This is a genomic window from Rossellomorea sp. y25 (genome assembly GCF_038049935.1).
Classification (GTDB): Bacteria; Bacillota; Bacilli; order Bacillales; family Bacillaceae_B; genus Rossellomorea.
The window spans coordinates 1,372,501-1,388,527 of sequence record NZ_CP145886.1; the positions used below are offsets into that span (position 1 = coordinate 1,372,501).

Sequence of the window (16,027 nt, forward strand, 5' to 3'; positions counted from 1 at the left end):
TGGATTGACACCTCTAGGTGTCAGTGGTAGGAGAGCGTTCTAAGGACTGCGAAGCTAGACCGTAAGGACTGGTGGAGTGCTTAGAAGTGAGAATGCCGGTATGAGTAGCGAAAGATGGGTGAGAATCCCATCCACCGAATGCCTAAGGTTTCCTGAGGAAGGCTCGTCCGCTCAGGGTTAGTCGGGACCTAAGTCGAGGCCGATAGGCGTAGACGATGGACAACAGGTTGATATTCCTGTACCACCTCTTTTCCGTTTGAGCAATGGGGGGACGCAGGAGGATAGGGTAAGCGCACTGCTGGATATGTGCGTCTAAGCAGTTAGGCTGATGATGAGGCAAATCCCATCATCGTGAAGGCTGAGCTGTGATAGCGAGCGAATTATAGTAGCGAAGTTCCTGATTCCACACTGCCAAGAAAAGCCTCTAGCGAGGAAAAAGGTGCCCGTACCGCAAACCGACACAGGTAGGCGAGGAGAGAATCCTAAGGTGAGCGAGAGAACTCTCGTTAAGGAACTCGGCAAAATGACCCCGTAACTTCGGGAGAAGGGGTGCTCTGGTAGGGTGCAAGCCCGAGAGAGCCGCAGTGAATAGGCCCAGGCGACTGTTTAGCAAAAACACAGGTCTCTGCGAAGCCGTAAGGCGAAGTATAGGGGCTGACGCCTGCCCGGTGCTGGAAGGTTAAGAGGAGTGCTTAGCGCAAGCGAAGGTGCGAATCGAAGCCCCAGTAAACGGCGGCCGTAACTATAACGGTCCTAAGGTAGCGAAATTCCTTGTCGGGTAAGTTCCGACCCGCACGAAAGGCGTAACGATCTGGGCACTGTCTCAACGAGAGACTCGGTGAAATTATAGTACCTGTGAAGATGCAGGTTACCCGCGACAGGACGGAAAGACCCCGTGGAGCTTTACTGTAGCCTGATATTGAATTTTGGTACAGCTTGTACAGGATAGGTAGGAGCCTTGGAAGCCGGAGCGCCAGCTTCGGTGGAGGCATCGGTGGGATACTACCCTGGCTGTATTGAAATTCTAACCCGCGCCCCTTATCGGGGTGGGAGACAGTGTCAGGTGGGCAGTTTGACTGGGGCGGTCGCCTCCTAAAGAGTAACGGAGGCGCCCAAAGGTTCCCTCAGAATGGTTGGAAATCATTCGCAGAGTGTAAAGGCACAAGGGAGCTTGACTGCGAGACCTACAAGTCGAGCAGGGACGAAAGTCGGGCTTAGTGATCCGGTGGTTCCGCATGGAAGGGCCATCGCTCAACGGATAAAAGCTACCCCGGGGATAACAGGCTTATCTCCCCCAAGAGTCCACATCGACGGGGAGGTTTGGCACCTCGATGTCGGCTCATCGCATCCTGGGGCTGTAGTCGGTCCCAAGGGTTGGGCTGTTCGCCCATTAAAGCGGTACGCGAGCTGGGTTCAGAACGTCGTGAGACAGTTCGGTCCCTATCCGTCGTGGGCGCAGGAAATTTGAGAGGAGCTGTCCTTAGTACGAGAGGACCGGGATGGACGCACCGCTGGTGTACCAGTTGTCTTGCCAAAGGCATCGCTGGGTAGCTATGTGCGGAAGGGATAAGTGCTGAAAGCATCTAAGCATGAAGCCCCCCTCGAGATGAGATTTCCCATCACGTAAGTGAGTAAGATCCCTAGAAGATGACTAGGTAGATAGGTCAGAGATGGAAGCATGGCGACATGTGGAGTTGACTGATACTAATCGATCGAGGACTTAACCACACTATAAAGCGGAGGCGGCTTGACCAGAAACGACAAGCATTTTTGGGCAATCAGAAGAGGGTGCCTTTTACCCTCAGCTGATTGAACTGAAATGACCTCGAGTCTCTAGCCGCCGGAGCTGGAATGGTATCTACTTGAAGAAGTAGATGCACAATTGGTCGGTATTCGGCTTTCTTGACATCAATTCTTTATCTAGTTTTCAGGGAATAAATTTTATAAGAAAATATAAAAAAAGCCTTGAAAAAATATATCTACGCGATATAATAATACTTGTCCTTAAAAAAGTGACAAGGAATTGTCTGGTGACAATGGCGAAGAGGTCACACCCGTTCCCATGCCGAACACGGAAGTTAAGCTCTTCAGCGCCGATGGTAGTTGGGGGATCTCCCCCTGTGAGAGTAGGACGTCGCCAGGCATATCGTTCCGCAGTAGCTCAGTGGTAGAGCTATCGGCTGTTAACCGATCGGTCGCAAGTTCGAATCTTGCCTGCGGAGCCATTATATGGAGAGCTGTCCGAGTGGCCGAAGGAGCACGATTGGAAATCGTGTAGACGGTTAACGCTGTCTCAAGGGTTCAAATCCCTTGCTCTCCGCCATAACACTTCTTCTTATTAAGGCCCATTGGTCAAGCGGTTAAGACACCGCCCTTTCACGGCGGTAACACGGGTTCGAATCCCGTATGGGTCACCAACACTTTTTTCCAAAAATGAAATAAAACAATGAATATAATGGAGGATTAGCTCAGCTGGGAGAGCATCTGCCTTACAAGCAGAGGGTCGGCGGTTCGATCCCGTCATCCTCCACCATGATTTTTCACGAAGCATAAGCTGAGTTGAATAATCATCCTTAATTTATAAGTTTAACTTAACAAATCATATCGTCGCGGGGTGGAGCAGTTCGGTAGCTCGTCGGGCTCATAACCCGAAGGTCGCAGGTTCAAATCCTGTCCCCGCAATACCATTTTTGACTTTGGATAGTATAATCCTTAATGAGTCACGCATGGATAGTTATTTTCGCTATTGCGAGGTAATGAAAGTTATTTTGCTGGCGCAACTCATGGTAAAAAAATTTGCAGGCGCGAAAATTTTTGGTCCGGTAGTTCAGTTGGTTAGAATGCCTGCCTGTCACGCAGGAGGTCGCGGGTTCGAGTCCCGTCCGGACCGCCATATTTATTTTGCATAATGGCTCAGTAGCTCAGTTGGTAGAGCAATGGACTGAAAATCCATGTGTCGGCGGTTCGATTCCGTCCTGAGCCACCATTTATTACTTGATGCCGGTGTAGCTCAACTGGTAGAGCAACTGACTTGTAATCAGTAGGTTGGGGGTTCAAGTCCTCTTGCCGGCACCAACCGAGTGATTTACTATTTGGAGGGGTAGCGAAGTGGCTAAACGCGGCGGACTGTAAATCCGCTCCTTCGGGTTCGGCAGTTCGAATCTGCCCCCCTCCACCAAGATTTTTTTCCTAGCGTAAGCGGAGTATTGAACCCCAGCTAATAGCAGGAAGATTCATTGGAAACCAATTATATTTCATAGGGGTATAGTTTAAAGGTAGAACGAAGGTCTCCAAAACCTTTGGTGTGGGTTCGATTCCTACTACCCCTGCCAATTTTATCATGGCGATTGTGGCGAAGTGGTTAACGCACCTGATTGTGGTTCAGGCATTCGTGGGTTCGATTCCCATCAGTCGCCCCATAAAAGTCACATTTTCATTTCCGTGACATATACTATCAGTGGGCTATAGCCAAGCGGTAAGGCATCGCACTTTGACTGCGACATGCGTTGGTTCGAATCCAGCTAGCCCAGTAGTGCGGAAGTAGTTCAGTGGTAGAACACCACCTTGCCAAGGTGGGGGTCGCGGGTTCGAATCCCGTCTTCCGCTCCAATATTAAGGCGGCATAGCCAAGTGGTAAGGCATGGGTCTGCAAAACCCTGATCACCGGTTCAAATCCGGTTGCCGCCTCCAAATGTAATGCCGGTGTGGCGGAATTGGCAGACGCGCACGACTCAAAATCGTGTTCCTCTGGAGTGCCGGTTCGACCCCGGCCACCGGTACCATTCGCGGGTGTAGTTTAGTGGTAAAACCTCAGCCTTCCAAGCTGATGATGAGGGTTCGATTCCCTTCACCCGCTCCAATTTACATATGATAGACTTTCTCATTAGAGGAAGTCTTTTTTTATTGTTCTGAGACTGAAATTTAGGAGGTAAATGTGGAAGAATGTAATAAATGAGTAGATTTTAGTGTGGATCAATGAGTAACAGCTTTATTTTAGTAGGATAAGGGGGGAGATTCGAAGTTTTTCAATATTATAGATAGTATTAGTAGCATTTTGTACAGGAATGGAGTTGAAAAAAGACTATTTTAGAGTGAAAATGATAATTTTACATAAAAAAGCGACTCTCTATAACTATATAACTGCTAGATTTATAGGCACTTGATAATTTATTATCGAGTTTAGCAGATATATTATCGACTTTTCGGATTTATTATCGAGTTTGGCAGATATATTATCGACCTTTCGATTTTATTATCGACTTTGCTACATTTATTATCGACTTTCCAATTTTATTTTCAAATTCACCACATTTATTTTCAATTCCAGCATTTTATTTTCAAAATCGCATTGTACCCTACGTTCACCTTATCAAGCCAAAGAAACCCAACCTTTTCATTTACCCATCACCAACCCATCCCAAACCCATCTAGTCAAAATTTTGCACCTTCTTTGTCAATTGAGTCCCCCTATTTAAGAAAGCGCTCCCATTATAATGTAAGAAAGCGATTACATTATTAGGGGTGGTGATACGGGTGGAAACCAAGATTCAGACTGGACCAGTAAGCCCAGATGCGCAAATCAAGGCGGTTACGAAGAAGAAGTTCAAGTATAAGAGCTTGCTGACGTATGCTGCCTTTGTTGGACCGGCACTTATATTTTTTTTAGTGATTCAGATTCTTCCATTTTTGATGGGGGTGTATTATTCGTTTACCTCATGGAATGGTGTCAGCTCAGTTGTAGAGTGGGTTGGATTTGATAACTACAAAAAGATCTTCACAGATGATAAGACATTTTTTAATTCCTTTATGTTCACGACGAAGTTTATGTTTGCGGCTGTGATTATTAGTAATTTAATAGGTTTCGGGTTTGCACTTTTACTGAATGCAGCATTGAAGACGCGAAACATTTTGCGGACAGTGTTTTTTATTCCCAACGTAATTGGTGGATTGCTACTCGGATTCATCTGGCAGTTCATCTTTGTGAAAGGATTTGCATCACTCGGGAATATGACGGGGATCGGATTCTTTAAAATGCCTTGGCTTGGTGATGAGACGACGGCATTCTGGGGGATTGTCATCGTGTTTGCATGGCAGATCAGTGGTTATATGATGGTCATCTATGTTGCGGCATTGCAAGGGGTGGATAATTCACTTTTGGAAGCAGCGAGGATAGATGGAGCATCCAACTGGACGTTGTTGACGAAGATTATCATTCCGTTGATTTTACCGGCATTCACAATTTGCTTCTTCTTGACGATTTCAATGGCCTTTAAGATATTCGATTTGAACATCTCGTTAACAGGCGGGGGACCATTCAATTCTACACAATCTGTGGCGATCAATATTTATCAAGAAGCGTTCCAGAATAACCGTTATGGCCTGGGAACAGCGAAATCGATCCTGTTCTTTGTGGTAGTGGCAGTGTTTACAACGGTTCAGGTGATGGTGACGAAGAAGAAGGAGGTTCAGGCGTAATGGGCAATCGCTATACGAAAAGAACGTTTGTATTAGAGATTATCGGAATTGTCATAGGGCTCATTTTCCTTATTCCTTTCTACTTCGTACTGATCAACTCAGTGAAGCCGTTTGCAGCGATTTTGATCGATGCGGCGGCGTGGCCAAAGGAATTTGTTTTCTCTAACTATGCGAAGGTGTGGGAGATCATCAATTTCCCCCGTGCTTTCTGGAACTCCTTGGTCATCACCGTTTTCAGTAACATTGGATTAGTGATTATCAGCTCCATGGCGGCGTGGAAGATGGTACGTACGCCAGGGAAGTTCAGCAAAATTTTATTTGTCATCTTTGTTTCAGCCATGGTCATTCCGTTCCAGACGGTGATGATTCCTCTTATGAAGGTAGGAGGGACGTTGGGACTTACGAATAGTATTCCAGGTTTGATCATCATGTACTTCGGATTTGGCGTGCCACTTTCTCTTTTCTTATATCATGGATTTGTGAAAACCGTTCCGATTGAGATTGAAGAATCCGCGATGATTGATGGCTGCAGTCAGTTTGGTGTGTTCTGGAGAATTGTATTCCCATTACTTAAGCCGATAACAGTAACCGTGGTCATTTTGAACACTTTATGGATTTGGAATGACTATCTTCTTCCCCTTCTTGTATTACAGGATGCGGAACTGCGTACGATTCCACTCGCAGCAAGCTCATTCTTCGCTCAGTATACGAAGCAATGGGATATGGGTCTTGCAGCATTGGTGCTTGGCATTACACCGATCATCATTTTCTTCTTATTTTTACAGAAGCATATCATCAAAGGTATTGCTTCAGGGTCAATTAAGTAGATATAAAGTTTCTGTCGAGATGGTCTATCATTGATACAGAAATTTATATAAAATAATTTATATCAGGGAGGTCAATCCATTTATGAAACGTATACTTTTACTTTGTATGTCTTTGGTTTTAGTATTTGGTATTATTGCTGGCTGTTCTTCTAAAGACACTACAAGCAAATCAGGTGGAGAGTCTGGATCAGGTGACGATGTAGTTACCCTTAATTTCTTCCAGTTCAAGGTTGAAATTGCCGATCAGCTTCAAGAAATGATCAATGAGTTCGAAGCTGAGCATCCAAACATTAAGATTAAGCTTGAAACAGTTGGTGGAGGTGCCGATTACGGTGCTGCTTTGAAAGCGAAATTTGCTTCTGGTGAAGAGCCGGACATTTTCAACAACGGTGGTTTTAAAGAGTTAGAGCTTTGGAAAGAGAAGTTAGCAGATCTTTCCGGTGAGCCATGGGTTGAGCATGTTCTTCCGATCGGTAAAGTGCCGATGACGGATGAAGATGGCAAGCTTTATGGTATGCCGGTTAACCTTGAAGGCTACGGATTTGTATATAATAAAGATTTATTTGAAGAAGCGGGAATCACTGAGCCGCCTACAACGATTGATGAGTTAAAAGACGCTGCGAAGAAGCTTGAAGCGAAGAAAATCACGCCTTTCTCAGCTGGTTATGGCGAGTGGTGGGTAATTGGTCAACATTTACTTAACATTCCGTTTGCTCAGCAGGAAGATCCGGATGCGTTCATCGCCGGTCTTTATGATGGTTCCGAGAAGATTGTAGGCAACGAAAAGTTCAAACAATTCAAAGAAGTTTTAGATGCTGAGCTTAAGTACGCAAATGATAATCCGTTAACGACGGATTACAATACACAAGTAACGCTATTTGCTTCTGGTGAAACTGCGATGCTGCAACAAGGAAACTGGACTGAGAACATGATCACTGAGATCAATCCTGAAATCAACATGGGATTCCTTCCAATTTCTATCAGCAATGATGATAGTGCTGATCGCCTTCCTGTAGGTGTACCGAATAACTGGGTATTAAACAAGAACTCTGAGCATCTTGAAGAAGCGAAAACATTCTTAGAGTGGATGGTTTCATCTGAAACTGGTAAGCGTTATATCACGGAAGAGTTTGCGTTCATCCCGGCCTTCGATAACATCGAGCCAAATGGTCTTGGAGACTTAGGTCAGTCCATCCTTGACTACTCTAAAGAAGAGAAGACGATTCCTTGGACTTGGTTCAAATGGCCGGATGGAGCGAATAAGGAATTCGCTGCAACGATCCAGGAGTATGCCGCAGGGAAAATTGATTACGACACTGTACTTGAGCGATTCCAGCAAACATGGGATAACTTGAAGTAAATTGAAAAAATAGAAAGCATGTCTACTGGGCATGCTTTCTATTTTATAAGTTTAATAGGAATATTTCGAAAAAACACTTCCAAGAGCAGGGAAAAACACTTTATACTAGTGTATAAGTGAGACCTGGGAGGTCCGTCCCTCATGTTAAAGACCAGCATTCGGAATAAGTTGATTGTGTTGTTGATGATTACGACGATTGTGCCGTTTGGCAGTTCTATTATTATTACATATTTTTATACGAAGGACTCCATAGAGGAGCAGGTGGTGGAGGAGAGCAGCAATCTTCTTTATCAGGGAAAGGTGAATCTGGAGAGCTATATTAATGAGCTCAACGGGTTAACTCTATCACTCTATAATAATCCTGATTTTATTAACTTCATGAGATCACCAAGTCAAGAGAATAATTACTTGACGATTGGCATTGTAAAGAATGTTGTGCAAACGATTCTCTACACGGGTGATACAATTAACGGGGTACGTATTTCCTTCGCCGATGGTGACCGCGTCATTTCGGCAACAAAGCGCTCTACAGTTGTTTTTTCTAATAAGGTAAGGGATTCGCAATGGGAATCCTTCAGAAATGCAGAGCGCAGCCCTTATAACATGTATATTGAACCAACCCATAGTCAGGAAGAAAAGAATATCAACCGGTCGAAGGATATTGTCACGATTCACCGGGCATTCCGAAACGTTCCCGGTGATGAGGTGCTTGCTTATATCTCATTGGAGGTTTCACCTGACAAGATCATCGATTTGAGTAGAAACCTCTATAACGCTAAGTCAGAAGAATTCTATCTTCTTTCTTCGGAAGGGGAAATGATTTATAGCTCGGACCGGGATGTATCGGATGATGGCAACAACCAGAAGTGGATTAAGAGAATAATGGAATCAAAAGATGTATCAGGGACACTCGAGTGGAAGGAGGACTCCTTCAACGGGGTGATGATGTACGACCAGCTCCCTGCTTCGGCCGGCGGTTGGTTGTTAGTGAAACGGGTTCCTTACGTGAATCTTTATGAAAGCGCATTTAGTGTCGCGAAGATTAATATTCTGTTTGGAGTTCTTGGGCTATCACTTGTGGTGCTCGCGACCCTATTTGTTTCTTTCAAAATTACGTCACCCATACGGATTCTGCTTCAACATATCCAACAGGTTGAAAAAGGGAATATGAAGGTACAGTCCGAATCGTTCGGTTCCGATGAAATCGGGATCCTCGGCTACCGGTTTCAGCAGATGATCGAGCGGATCAATCATCTGATCAACCGTGAGTACAAACTGGAGCTCGAAAACAAGACGAATCAATTAAAGGTCCTCCAGTCTCAAATCAATCCGCATTTTCTCTATAATGCCCTGCAATCCATTGGAACGATTGCTTTGAAGAACAAGGTTCCGCAAATCTACTCCCTGATCACCCACCTTTCCAAAATAATGAGGTACGGGATGAATATGGAGGAGGATGTGGTTCCATTAAGCAAGGAAATCAATTACACGAACGCCTATCTTCTTTTACAAAAAGAACGTTTCGGTGAGAATCTGGATTACAGTGTAGAGGTAGAAGAAGAGGTAATGGAGACCCCGGTACCGAAGATGCTCCTGCAGCCTCTCATTGAAAACTACTTCAAACACGGATTCGATATCCGGGACGGGGTAGGGCGAATATGGTTATCTTGCTTTCAGGATGAGAAAGAATTGGTGATGATTGTCCGTGATAATGGTGTTGGCGTAACGGAAAGCAGACTTCGGGAAATAGGGGATCATTTTAAAGCAGAAGCATGGAATAAAACGGGGGATGAGACCAATATCGGACTGAAGAATGTATATGTTCGATTAAAGCTCTACTATGATCACCTGGCCACTTTACAGCTTGAAAATCATGTTGAGGGAGGCTTTATGGTCACTATGAGGCTGCCAATAAGAATGGAAGGTGAAGCAAATGAAGGCAATCATCATTGACGACGAAAAGCATGTGCGTGAGGGGTTACTTTTATTAGCGGAATGGGACAAGCATGGGATCCACACCATTCTGGAGGCGGAAGATGGAGACCAAGCCATCGAAATGATCAGAGAGCACCGGCCGGAAATCATTTTCACTGATATGAGGATGCCGAAGCGGGATGGCATTAACCTTTTAAAATGGCTTCATGCCTCTGACCTTAAAAGCAAAACCATCGTTGTAAGCGGGTATGATGATTTCGAGTATATGAGAAACGCGATCTTCTACAAAAGCTTTGATTATATTCTGAAGCCGATTGAACCGGATGTGTTAAATGAAACACTGGATAAAGCGGTAAAAGAGTGGAATGAGCAGGCTCGATCAAGAAAATCCCAGGTCGAGGAAAATCGAGTGATGAATGAGGCAAAGCCCCTCTATTGGGATCGGTTGTTTTCAAGTCTCTGTGCGAAGGAGAACATTACCACAGAGATGGTAGAAAAGGTTGATCAGGAGTTTGGGATTACCATTACAAAGCTTGCAAAGACCGTTGCCCTCATCCCCATAAAACCGATTGTGATGAAGTCCTTTCAAGGAGACCGCGACCTTGCCTTCTTTACACTTATCAACATTTGCAATGAATTGCTGCGAAAGCAAAATGATGGAGTTTGCTTCCGGAATGGGAACAAAGAAGAAGAGCTTGTGATTCTCTTCTGGAATGATAAAAATGTGACGTATCTGTTAGAGGAAATCTACTCATTGATCTATCAATATAGTAAACTCTTTACGATCATTGCAATTGGACAGAAGTCTAAGAAAATAAACGAAGCGTATGAATCTGCTTTACAGGTTTATCTTAAGCATTCTCTGCTTGATCAAAAGAAAATCGTCACCCATAAAGATGTGAAAAGACAGCCCCTGCTGCATTTGTTGGATCACTCAAATGAATTGAAATGGGCAATCCGTTCAGGGAGCCGGGAGCAGGTTCAGTCCCAGTTGGACGGGATATTTGCACAGTTGAAAACAGGGCATGCACTCTCACTTGAGCAGCTCCAGGTTTGGGAAAATCAATTTGAGTTATTACGGAATAATTGGTTGAAAGAGTATGAGATTCAGCATCCAGAACCACTCTATCGGGGCCTTGATTATTGGAATGAAGACGGCTCGTTTTCGTTCAGGAAATTTAAAGAGGAAAAGGCGAAAGAGTTCAGAGAATTAATTCAAACCCTTTCAAAGGTAAAGTACCAACGGGAAAAGAACAATATGCAGCACATTGAAGAATACCTTCAGCAGCATTATCAAGAGGATATCAATCTTCAGGACATTGCCGATCGCTTTTACCTAAGCAGGGAATACATTTCACGTAAGTTCAAACAGGATCATGGATCTACCATCACGGATTACATCACGAATATTCGGATGGAAAAGGCAAGGAAACTGCTTGAAAATCCATATTTGAAGATATATGAAGTCGCCTATGGTGTAGGGTATGGGAATGAAAAATATTTCAGCAAAGTATTTAAAAAGCACGTCGGTATGACACCAAATGAATATCGGCACTTACAATCAAACACATAACTTGGAGGTTTTACAATGTTAAACGTTACTGTATGGAATGAAAATCGTCATGAGCAGAAGAATCCGAAAGTGAGAGAGGTGTACCCTGAAGGAATTCATGGTGCCATTGCCTCCTTCCTGGGAGAAGCATCATTCAATGTGAAAACGGCTACATTAGACGAAAGTGAGCATGGATTGACGGAAGATGTGCTGGATAGTACAGACGTATTGCTGTGGTGGGGACATATCGCCCATGATGAAGTCACTGATGAAGTAGTTGAAAGAGTGAAACAGCGTGTCCTTGATGGAATGGGATTGATCGTCCTTCATTCAGGTCATTTCTCTAAAATCTTCAAAACATTGATGGGTACTTCCTGTGACCTGAAATGGCGTGAAGCTGATGAGAAAGAACGCATCTGGATAGTCGATCCAAGTCATCCGATTACAGCAGGCTTAAGGGAATACATCGAGCTTGAGAAGGAAGAAATGTATGGAGAGCATTTTGACATTCCGACTCCTGATCAGCTTGTGATGGTGAGCTGGTTCGAAGGTGGGGAAGTGTTTAGAAGCGGGTGTACGTATCAGCGTGGCAACGGAAAAGTATTCTACTTCCGTCCAGGACATGAAACGTATCCAACCTATTACAATGAAGACGTTCAGAAGGTCATCGTCAATGCAGTGAAATGGGCATCCCCTGTAGATCATGCAAGACCGGTATACGGAAACGCACAGCCGTTAGAAGAAATCAAAGGATCTAACTAAAGAACAAGAGGAGGAAAAATCATGAGTAAATTAAAAATCGGGGTTATCGGGTGTGGAAGCATCGCACAGCATCGTCATTTGCCGGAATATGCAAACAATGAAAACGTTGAAGTGGTAGCGGTGTGTGACATCGTGGAAGAACGGGCATGGAAAATAGCCGATGCAGTCGGAGCGAAAGCGTATACCAATTATAAAGAACTACTGGCGAACGCTGAAGTGGAAGCCGTGAGTGTGTGTACACCGAACTACCTGCATGCACCGATTTCCATCGATGCCCTAAACGCCGGAAAACATGTATTATGTGAAAAGCCGATGGCCACTTCAAGTGAAGAAGCTCAAAGAATGATCGATGCAGCTAGTAAAAACGGTAAAAAATTGATGATCGCTCATAACCAGCGTTTTGTCCCTTCTCACCAAAAAGCGAAGCAGCTGATTGAAAGTGGTGAAGTAGGTAAAATCTACAGTTTCCGTTCTGCATTTGGTCACGGTGGACCTGAAGGGTGGAGTGCTGACGGGAAAGACAGCTGGTTCTTTAAAAAGAATGAAGCATTCATCGGTGCCATGGGTGACCTTGGGGTACACAAAACCGATCTCCTTCGGTACATCTTAGGGGAAGAATTTGCCGAAGTCGGTGCCTTTGTTGAAACAAGTGCAAAGGAAAATGCAGATGTGGATGATACGGCTGTCTGTGTATTGAAAACCGAAAGCGGTACAATCGGTACCCTTGCAGCAAGCTGGTCTTATGTTTCGAAAGAAGACAACTCTACGATCATTTATGGAGAGAAGGCCATCCTGCGTTTAGAGGATGATCCGGTCAACTCCCTTATCGTTCAATACTTAAGCGGAGAAGTAGTGAAGTATGAGCTTGGCGGCATTCAGACAAATGACGAGGGCGGCCAGACGAATTCCCGTGTAATCGATCAATTTGTCGACAGCATCCTTCATGATGCAGAGCCTCCTGTTCCAGGTGAAGAAGGAAAGAAATCGTTAGAAGTGGTTTTATCTGCCCTGGAATCAAGTGAAACAAAACGGATCGTAAAATTGTAATAGAGGTGAATGCAGCAATGACTAAACTTCGGATGGGAGTGATCGGCGTAGGGGGCATTGCCCAAACGCGCCACATCCCTACTTTTATGAAACTATCAGATTCTGTATCCATTGAAGCGATCAGTGATATCAATCCTGTCACTGCTCAAACCGTGGCAGAAACCTTTAGCATTCCGAACGTGTTCAGTGACTATCGGGACATGTTCGGACATGTGGATGCTGTGACGATCTGTACTCCAAATAAATTTCATGCGGAAATCACGATTGCAGCGCTCAAAGCCGGGATCCATGTGTTTTGTGAGAAACCGATGGCCATGACTCCTGAAGAATGTGAATTGATGATCGAAGCTGCGGAACAGTCAGGGAAGGTTCTGGCTATCGCCTATCATTATCGTTTCATGAAGGATTCACGTGCGGCAAAGCGTGTCATCCTGGAAGATGAAATCGGTGAACCAATGGTGGCCAGGGCAAGGGCGATCCGCCGCCGCAAAGTTCCTGGCTGGGGAGTGTTTACCAACAAGGAACTTCAAGGAGGCGGCAGCCTGATCGACTACGGATGTCACTTCCTGGATCTATCCCTATGGCTCCTTGGGAACCCGGCGCCTGTTGAAGTAACCGGGACGACCTACAACAAGCTTAGTAGAATGCCAGATCAAGTGAATCAGTGGGGAGATTTTGATAAAGAGAAATTTGAAGTCGATGACCATGTGACGGCTTATATCAAGTTCGATAACGGTGCATCCATGCTCTTCGAAACGTCATGGTCTGCAAATGTCAAGGGTGATGAAGAAAGCATGAGCATATCAGGGGAAACGGGGGGGATCGATCTATTCCCGTTCCAAATGAACCAAATGAAACACGGCATGCTTCTGAATAGTGAAGCGGATTGGGTTCCCGGTGAAGATGATCCAAGTCTTCCACAAGCCCGGAACTTTATCAACAGCTGTCTCGGTTTAGAGGAGCTGGTTGTGAAGCCCCAGGAAGCCATGCAAGTGTCTCAAATAATTGATGCCATTTATAAAAGCAGTGAAACCGGACAGAGCATCCGATTGAAATAGGAGGAAGCACAAATGAAACTAGGCGTATTTACTGTATTATTTTCACAAAAGAATCTTGATGAAATGCTTGATTATGTAAAAGGAGCCGGGCTACACGCAGTGGAAATCGGCACGGGAGGTTATCCCGGAAATGCTCACTGTGACCTGGACGCTCTTTTAGAAAGCGAAGAGAAGAGAAACGAATACGTAGAGAAAGTAACGTCAAGAGGCTTGGAAATCAGTGCCTTCAGCTGTCACGGAAATCCGATCTCGCCTGATGCAGCGTTTGCGGAAGAATCCCATGTAGCACTTCAGAAAACAATAAAGCTCGCAAGCTTGATGAATGTACCGGTTGTGAACTGTTTTTCTGGAACAGCGGGCGACCATGAAGGAGCAAAGCATCCGAACTGGCCAGTATCCCCTTGGCCGAATGAATATGGGGATATTCTCAAATGGCAATGGGAAGAAAAGTTGATTCCTTACTGGAAAGAGATGGGCAGGCTCGCTCAGGATCATAATGTGAAGATCGGTCTCGAGCTGCATGGAGGTTTCCTTGTACACACTCCATATACGTTATTGAAGCTCCGTGAAGAAACATGTGACGCAATCGGTGCAAACCTTGATCCGAGTCATCTGTGGTGGCAAGGAATCGATCCGGTTGCCGCGATCAAAATCCTGGGTAAAGAAAATGCGATTCACCATTTCCATGCGAAAGATACGTATATCGACCAAGACAACGTCAACATGTACGGTCTGACGGATATGCAGCCTTACGGAAGCATCCAAACAAGAGCGTGGTCCTTCCGTTCAGTGGGCTGTGGACATTCCTTGCAGGAGTGGTCTGATATGATGAGTGCACTGCGCACATTCGGATATGATTATGTGGTAAGCATCGAGCATGAGGATCCGATCATGTCGATTGAAGAAGGCTTCGGGCGTGCCGTGAAGAATCTGAAGTCGATACTGATCGAAGAACAGCCGTCGGATATGTGGTGGGTGTAGGTTGGTAAGAAGGGAGTCCATTGGGCTCTCTTTTTTTGTGGAGTAGTTGCGTGATGTGTTAGTCTCAAATTAGTAGTGTTTAATTTACATTTAATATAAAACGGCTGGATTATTTGCCAAAATGGCTGGATTTTCACAAGAAATGGCCGGATTATCGTGAATTTCGGCCGGATTGACTCCGGCCACAGCCGAAAGCGGGTTGGATATTCCCTTTCATCTAAGGAATAAGCCATTCGTATGCTTTAGAGGCTGAGATTTCTTGGAAATGGCTATGGTTCTCGTACAAGATTCTCAATAAAAAACAGGATCCCGTGAAACAGGGATCCTGCACAAACTTCTATCCACCCACCACTTCAAATGATCCTTCTCCACCATGGACACCGAGGAACATATCCATTAACGATTTCGTGAGTTTCTCGCTTTCTTCTATAGAAAGGGAAGGCTTCAGAAAGATGATCTGAACGGAATTTTTGGTTTCTTCCCCGACGGGTGCTCGGTCTGAGTCGACGAATGGACTTCCGAAAGGTCCGTCCCCGTCACATGCGACGATCAGGTTTTCCAGGGAGTTTTCCCGGCCGTTGAGCCCTATGTATGATTGTCCGGTTTCACCAATTTTCAATTGAATGGTGTCTCCGTTAAGTTGATCCCTGTCGTAAATGCCGATGGGCACTTCGTATTGAAGGGAGAAGAAGTTGTTGAGATCGATGCTTGAGTTAATGGTGCTCAAATAATTCTGTTTTTTAACCCGGCGAAAAAGGGCTTCGGCAGAATGACGGTAGCGATTTGGGTCCTTTCCTGTTTTCCTGAAGATGTCCCGCCACGCGACAATTCCTTCAATTTCCGTCACATTTTTATCGTGAAGATCAAAGAAGATGGATTCCTGGAACAGCTGAAGCCTTCCTTTCAGCATTTGAGGAGAAGTGCCGACTTCGATATCATGATATTGAATGAATCCCACTTTGAAATCGGGGATTTTGCTTGTAATGGATGAATCAATCGTGATTTCCACTTATTTTCCCTCCACATTTGT

Annotated in this window: 10 protein-coding genes, 16 tRNA genes and 2 rRNA genes (1 of these 28 cut by a window edge); 27 read left to right on the top strand and 1 reads right to left on the bottom strand. The window is 45.0% G+C overall.

Annotated elements, in window-relative coordinates:
* From AAEM60_RS06760 to AAEM60_RS06890, 27 genes are all read left to right on the top strand, one after another.
* Nucleotides 1-1,728 (top strand): 23S ribosomal RNA (locus tag AAEM60_RS06760) (it extends 1,207 nt beyond the left edge of the window).
* Nucleotides 1,729-2,026: 298 nt separating this feature from the next.
* Nucleotides 2,027-2,143, top strand: a 5S ribosomal RNA gene (gene rrf / locus AAEM60_RS06765).
* Nucleotides 2,144-2,150: 7 nt separating this feature from the next.
* Nucleotides 2,151-2,225: transfer RNA gene (locus AAEM60_RS06770), tRNA-Asn, on the top strand.
* A 6-nt stretch (nucleotides 2,226-2,231) separates the two neighbouring features.
* A tRNA-Ser gene (locus AAEM60_RS06775) sits at nucleotides 2,232-2,323 on the top strand.
* A gap of 19 nt (nucleotides 2,324-2,342) precedes the next feature.
* Nucleotides 2,343-2,417 (top strand) — tRNA-Glu (locus AAEM60_RS06780).
* Between the two features lie 40 nt (nucleotides 2,418-2,457).
* Nucleotides 2,458-2,533, top strand: a tRNA-Val gene (locus tag AAEM60_RS06785).
* Nucleotides 2,534-2,608: 75 nt separating this feature from the next.
* Nucleotides 2,609-2,682 (top strand) — tRNA-Met (locus tag AAEM60_RS06790).
* A 134-nt stretch (nucleotides 2,683-2,816) separates the two neighbouring features.
* A tRNA-Asp gene (locus AAEM60_RS06795) sits at nucleotides 2,817-2,893 on the top strand.
* Nucleotides 2,894-2,910: 17 nt separating this feature from the next.
* Nucleotides 2,911-2,986, top strand: a tRNA-Phe gene (locus AAEM60_RS06800).
* A 13-nt stretch (nucleotides 2,987-2,999) separates the two neighbouring features.
* Nucleotides 3,000-3,075, top strand: a tRNA-Thr gene (locus AAEM60_RS06805).
* A 19-nt stretch (nucleotides 3,076-3,094) separates the two neighbouring features.
* Nucleotides 3,095-3,178 (top strand) — tRNA-Tyr (locus AAEM60_RS06810).
* An 80-nt stretch (nucleotides 3,179-3,258) separates the two neighbouring features.
* A tRNA-Trp gene (locus tag AAEM60_RS06815) sits at nucleotides 3,259-3,332 on the top strand.
* Nucleotides 3,333-3,343: 11 nt separating this feature from the next.
* A tRNA-His gene (locus AAEM60_RS06820) sits at nucleotides 3,344-3,419 on the top strand.
* Nucleotides 3,420-3,458: 39 nt separating this feature from the next.
* A tRNA-Gln gene (locus AAEM60_RS06825) sits at nucleotides 3,459-3,530 on the top strand.
* Between the two features lie 4 nt (nucleotides 3,531-3,534).
* Nucleotides 3,535-3,609, top strand: a tRNA-Gly gene (locus AAEM60_RS06830).
* Between the two features lie 7 nt (nucleotides 3,610-3,616).
* Nucleotides 3,617-3,690 (top strand) — tRNA-Cys (locus AAEM60_RS06835).
* Between the two features lie 8 nt (nucleotides 3,691-3,698).
* Nucleotides 3,699-3,782 (top strand) — tRNA-Leu (locus AAEM60_RS06840).
* A gap of 3 nt (nucleotides 3,783-3,785) precedes the next feature.
* A tRNA-Gly gene (locus tag AAEM60_RS06845) sits at nucleotides 3,786-3,859 on the top strand.
* A 674-nt stretch (nucleotides 3,860-4,533) separates the two neighbouring features.
* Nucleotides 4,534-5,475 carry a sugar ABC transporter permease gene (locus tag AAEM60_RS06850; protein ID WP_341357708.1) on the top strand — a complete coding sequence of 314 codons (942 nt, stop codon included), beginning with the start codon at nucleotides 4,534-4,536 and terminating at the stop codon, nucleotides 5,473-5,475.
* Nucleotides 5,475-6,302, top strand: coding sequence for a carbohydrate ABC transporter permease (locus tag AAEM60_RS06855; protein WP_299739724.1), 828 nt, complete (start codon nucleotides 5,475-5,477; stop codon nucleotides 6,300-6,302). The genes AAEM60_RS06850 and AAEM60_RS06855 overlap by 1 nt, the downstream gene beginning before the upstream one ends.
* Before the next feature lie 82 nt (nucleotides 6,303-6,384).
* The gene (locus tag AAEM60_RS06860) at nucleotides 6,385-7,662 is read left to right on the top strand and encodes an ABC transporter substrate-binding protein (RefSeq protein WP_299739726.1); all 1,278 of its coding nucleotides are present in this window, start codon (nucleotides 6,385-6,387) and stop codon (nucleotides 7,660-7,662) included.
* Nucleotides 7,663-7,803: 141 nt separating this feature from the next.
* Nucleotides 7,804-9,615 (top strand): sensor histidine kinase, encoded by a 1,812-nt coding sequence (locus tag AAEM60_RS06865; RefSeq protein ID WP_299739728.1) that lies wholly within the window; start codon nucleotides 7,804-7,806, stop codon nucleotides 9,613-9,615.
* Complete coding sequence (locus AAEM60_RS06870; protein WP_299739730.1) at nucleotides 9,596-11,170, top strand: response regulator; 1,575 nt, start codon at nucleotides 9,596-9,598, stop codon at nucleotides 11,168-11,170. Before AAEM60_RS06865 ends, AAEM60_RS06870 begins: the two co-directional genes overlap by 20 nt.
* Nucleotides 11,171-11,185: 15 nt before the next feature.
* Entirely contained in the window at nucleotides 11,186-11,911 is a 726-nt protein-coding gene (locus AAEM60_RS06875; protein ID WP_299739732.1) for a ThuA domain-containing protein, read from the top strand.
* A gap of 21 nt (nucleotides 11,912-11,932) precedes the next feature.
* Nucleotides 11,933-12,958, top strand: coding sequence for a Gfo/Idh/MocA family oxidoreductase (locus tag AAEM60_RS06880; protein ID WP_341357709.1), 1,026 nt, complete (start codon nucleotides 11,933-11,935; stop codon nucleotides 12,956-12,958).
* 17 nt (nucleotides 12,959-12,975) lie between these two features.
* Nucleotides 12,976-14,016, top strand: coding sequence for a Gfo/Idh/MocA family oxidoreductase (locus AAEM60_RS06885; protein ID WP_299739736.1), 1,041 nt, complete (start codon nucleotides 12,976-12,978; stop codon nucleotides 14,014-14,016).
* A 12-nt stretch (nucleotides 14,017-14,028) separates the two neighbouring features.
* On the top strand, nucleotides 14,029-14,997 hold the full coding sequence (locus AAEM60_RS06890) for a sugar phosphate isomerase/epimerase (protein WP_299739738.1): 969 nt from the start codon (nucleotides 14,029-14,031) through the stop codon (nucleotides 14,995-14,997).
* Between the two features lie 337 nt (nucleotides 14,998-15,334).
* Here AAEM60_RS06890 and AAEM60_RS06895 read toward each other — a convergent pair whose 3' ends face one another.
* Nucleotides 15,335-16,006 (bottom strand): phenylalanine--tRNA ligase beta subunit-related protein, encoded by a 672-nt coding sequence (locus AAEM60_RS06895; protein ID WP_299739740.1) that lies wholly within the window; start codon nucleotides 16,004-16,006, stop codon nucleotides 15,335-15,337.
* Nucleotides 16,007-16,027: the final 21 nt, after the last annotated feature.

Excerpts from the sequence above, each read along its gene's own strand:
- AAEM60_RS06855 (WP_299739724.1), top strand. The coding sequence starts at position 5,475 with ATGGGCAATCGCTATACGAAAAGAACGTTTGTATTAGAGATTATCGGA.
- AAEM60_RS06860 (WP_299739726.1), top strand. The coding sequence starts at position 6,385 with ATGAAACGTATACTTTTACTTTGTATGTCTTTGGTTTTAGTATTTGGT.
- AAEM60_RS06865 (WP_299739728.1), top strand. The coding sequence starts at position 7,804 with ATGTTAAAGACCAGCATTCGGAATAAGTTGATTGTGTTGTTGATGATT.
- AAEM60_RS06870 (WP_299739730.1), top strand. The coding sequence starts at position 9,596 with ATGAAGGCAATCATCATTGACGACGAAAAGCATGTGCGTGAGGGGTTA.
- AAEM60_RS06875 (WP_299739732.1), top strand. The coding sequence starts at position 11,186 with ATGTTAAACGTTACTGTATGGAATGAAAATCGTCATGAGCAGAAGAAT.
- AAEM60_RS06880 (WP_341357709.1), top strand. The coding sequence starts at position 11,933 with ATGAGTAAATTAAAAATCGGGGTTATCGGGTGTGGAAGCATCGCACAG.
- AAEM60_RS06885 (WP_299739736.1), top strand. The coding sequence starts at position 12,976 with ATGACTAAACTTCGGATGGGAGTGATCGGCGTAGGGGGCATTGCCCAA.
- AAEM60_RS06890 (WP_299739738.1), top strand. The coding sequence starts at position 14,029 with ATGAAACTAGGCGTATTTACTGTATTATTTTCACAAAAGAATCTTGAT.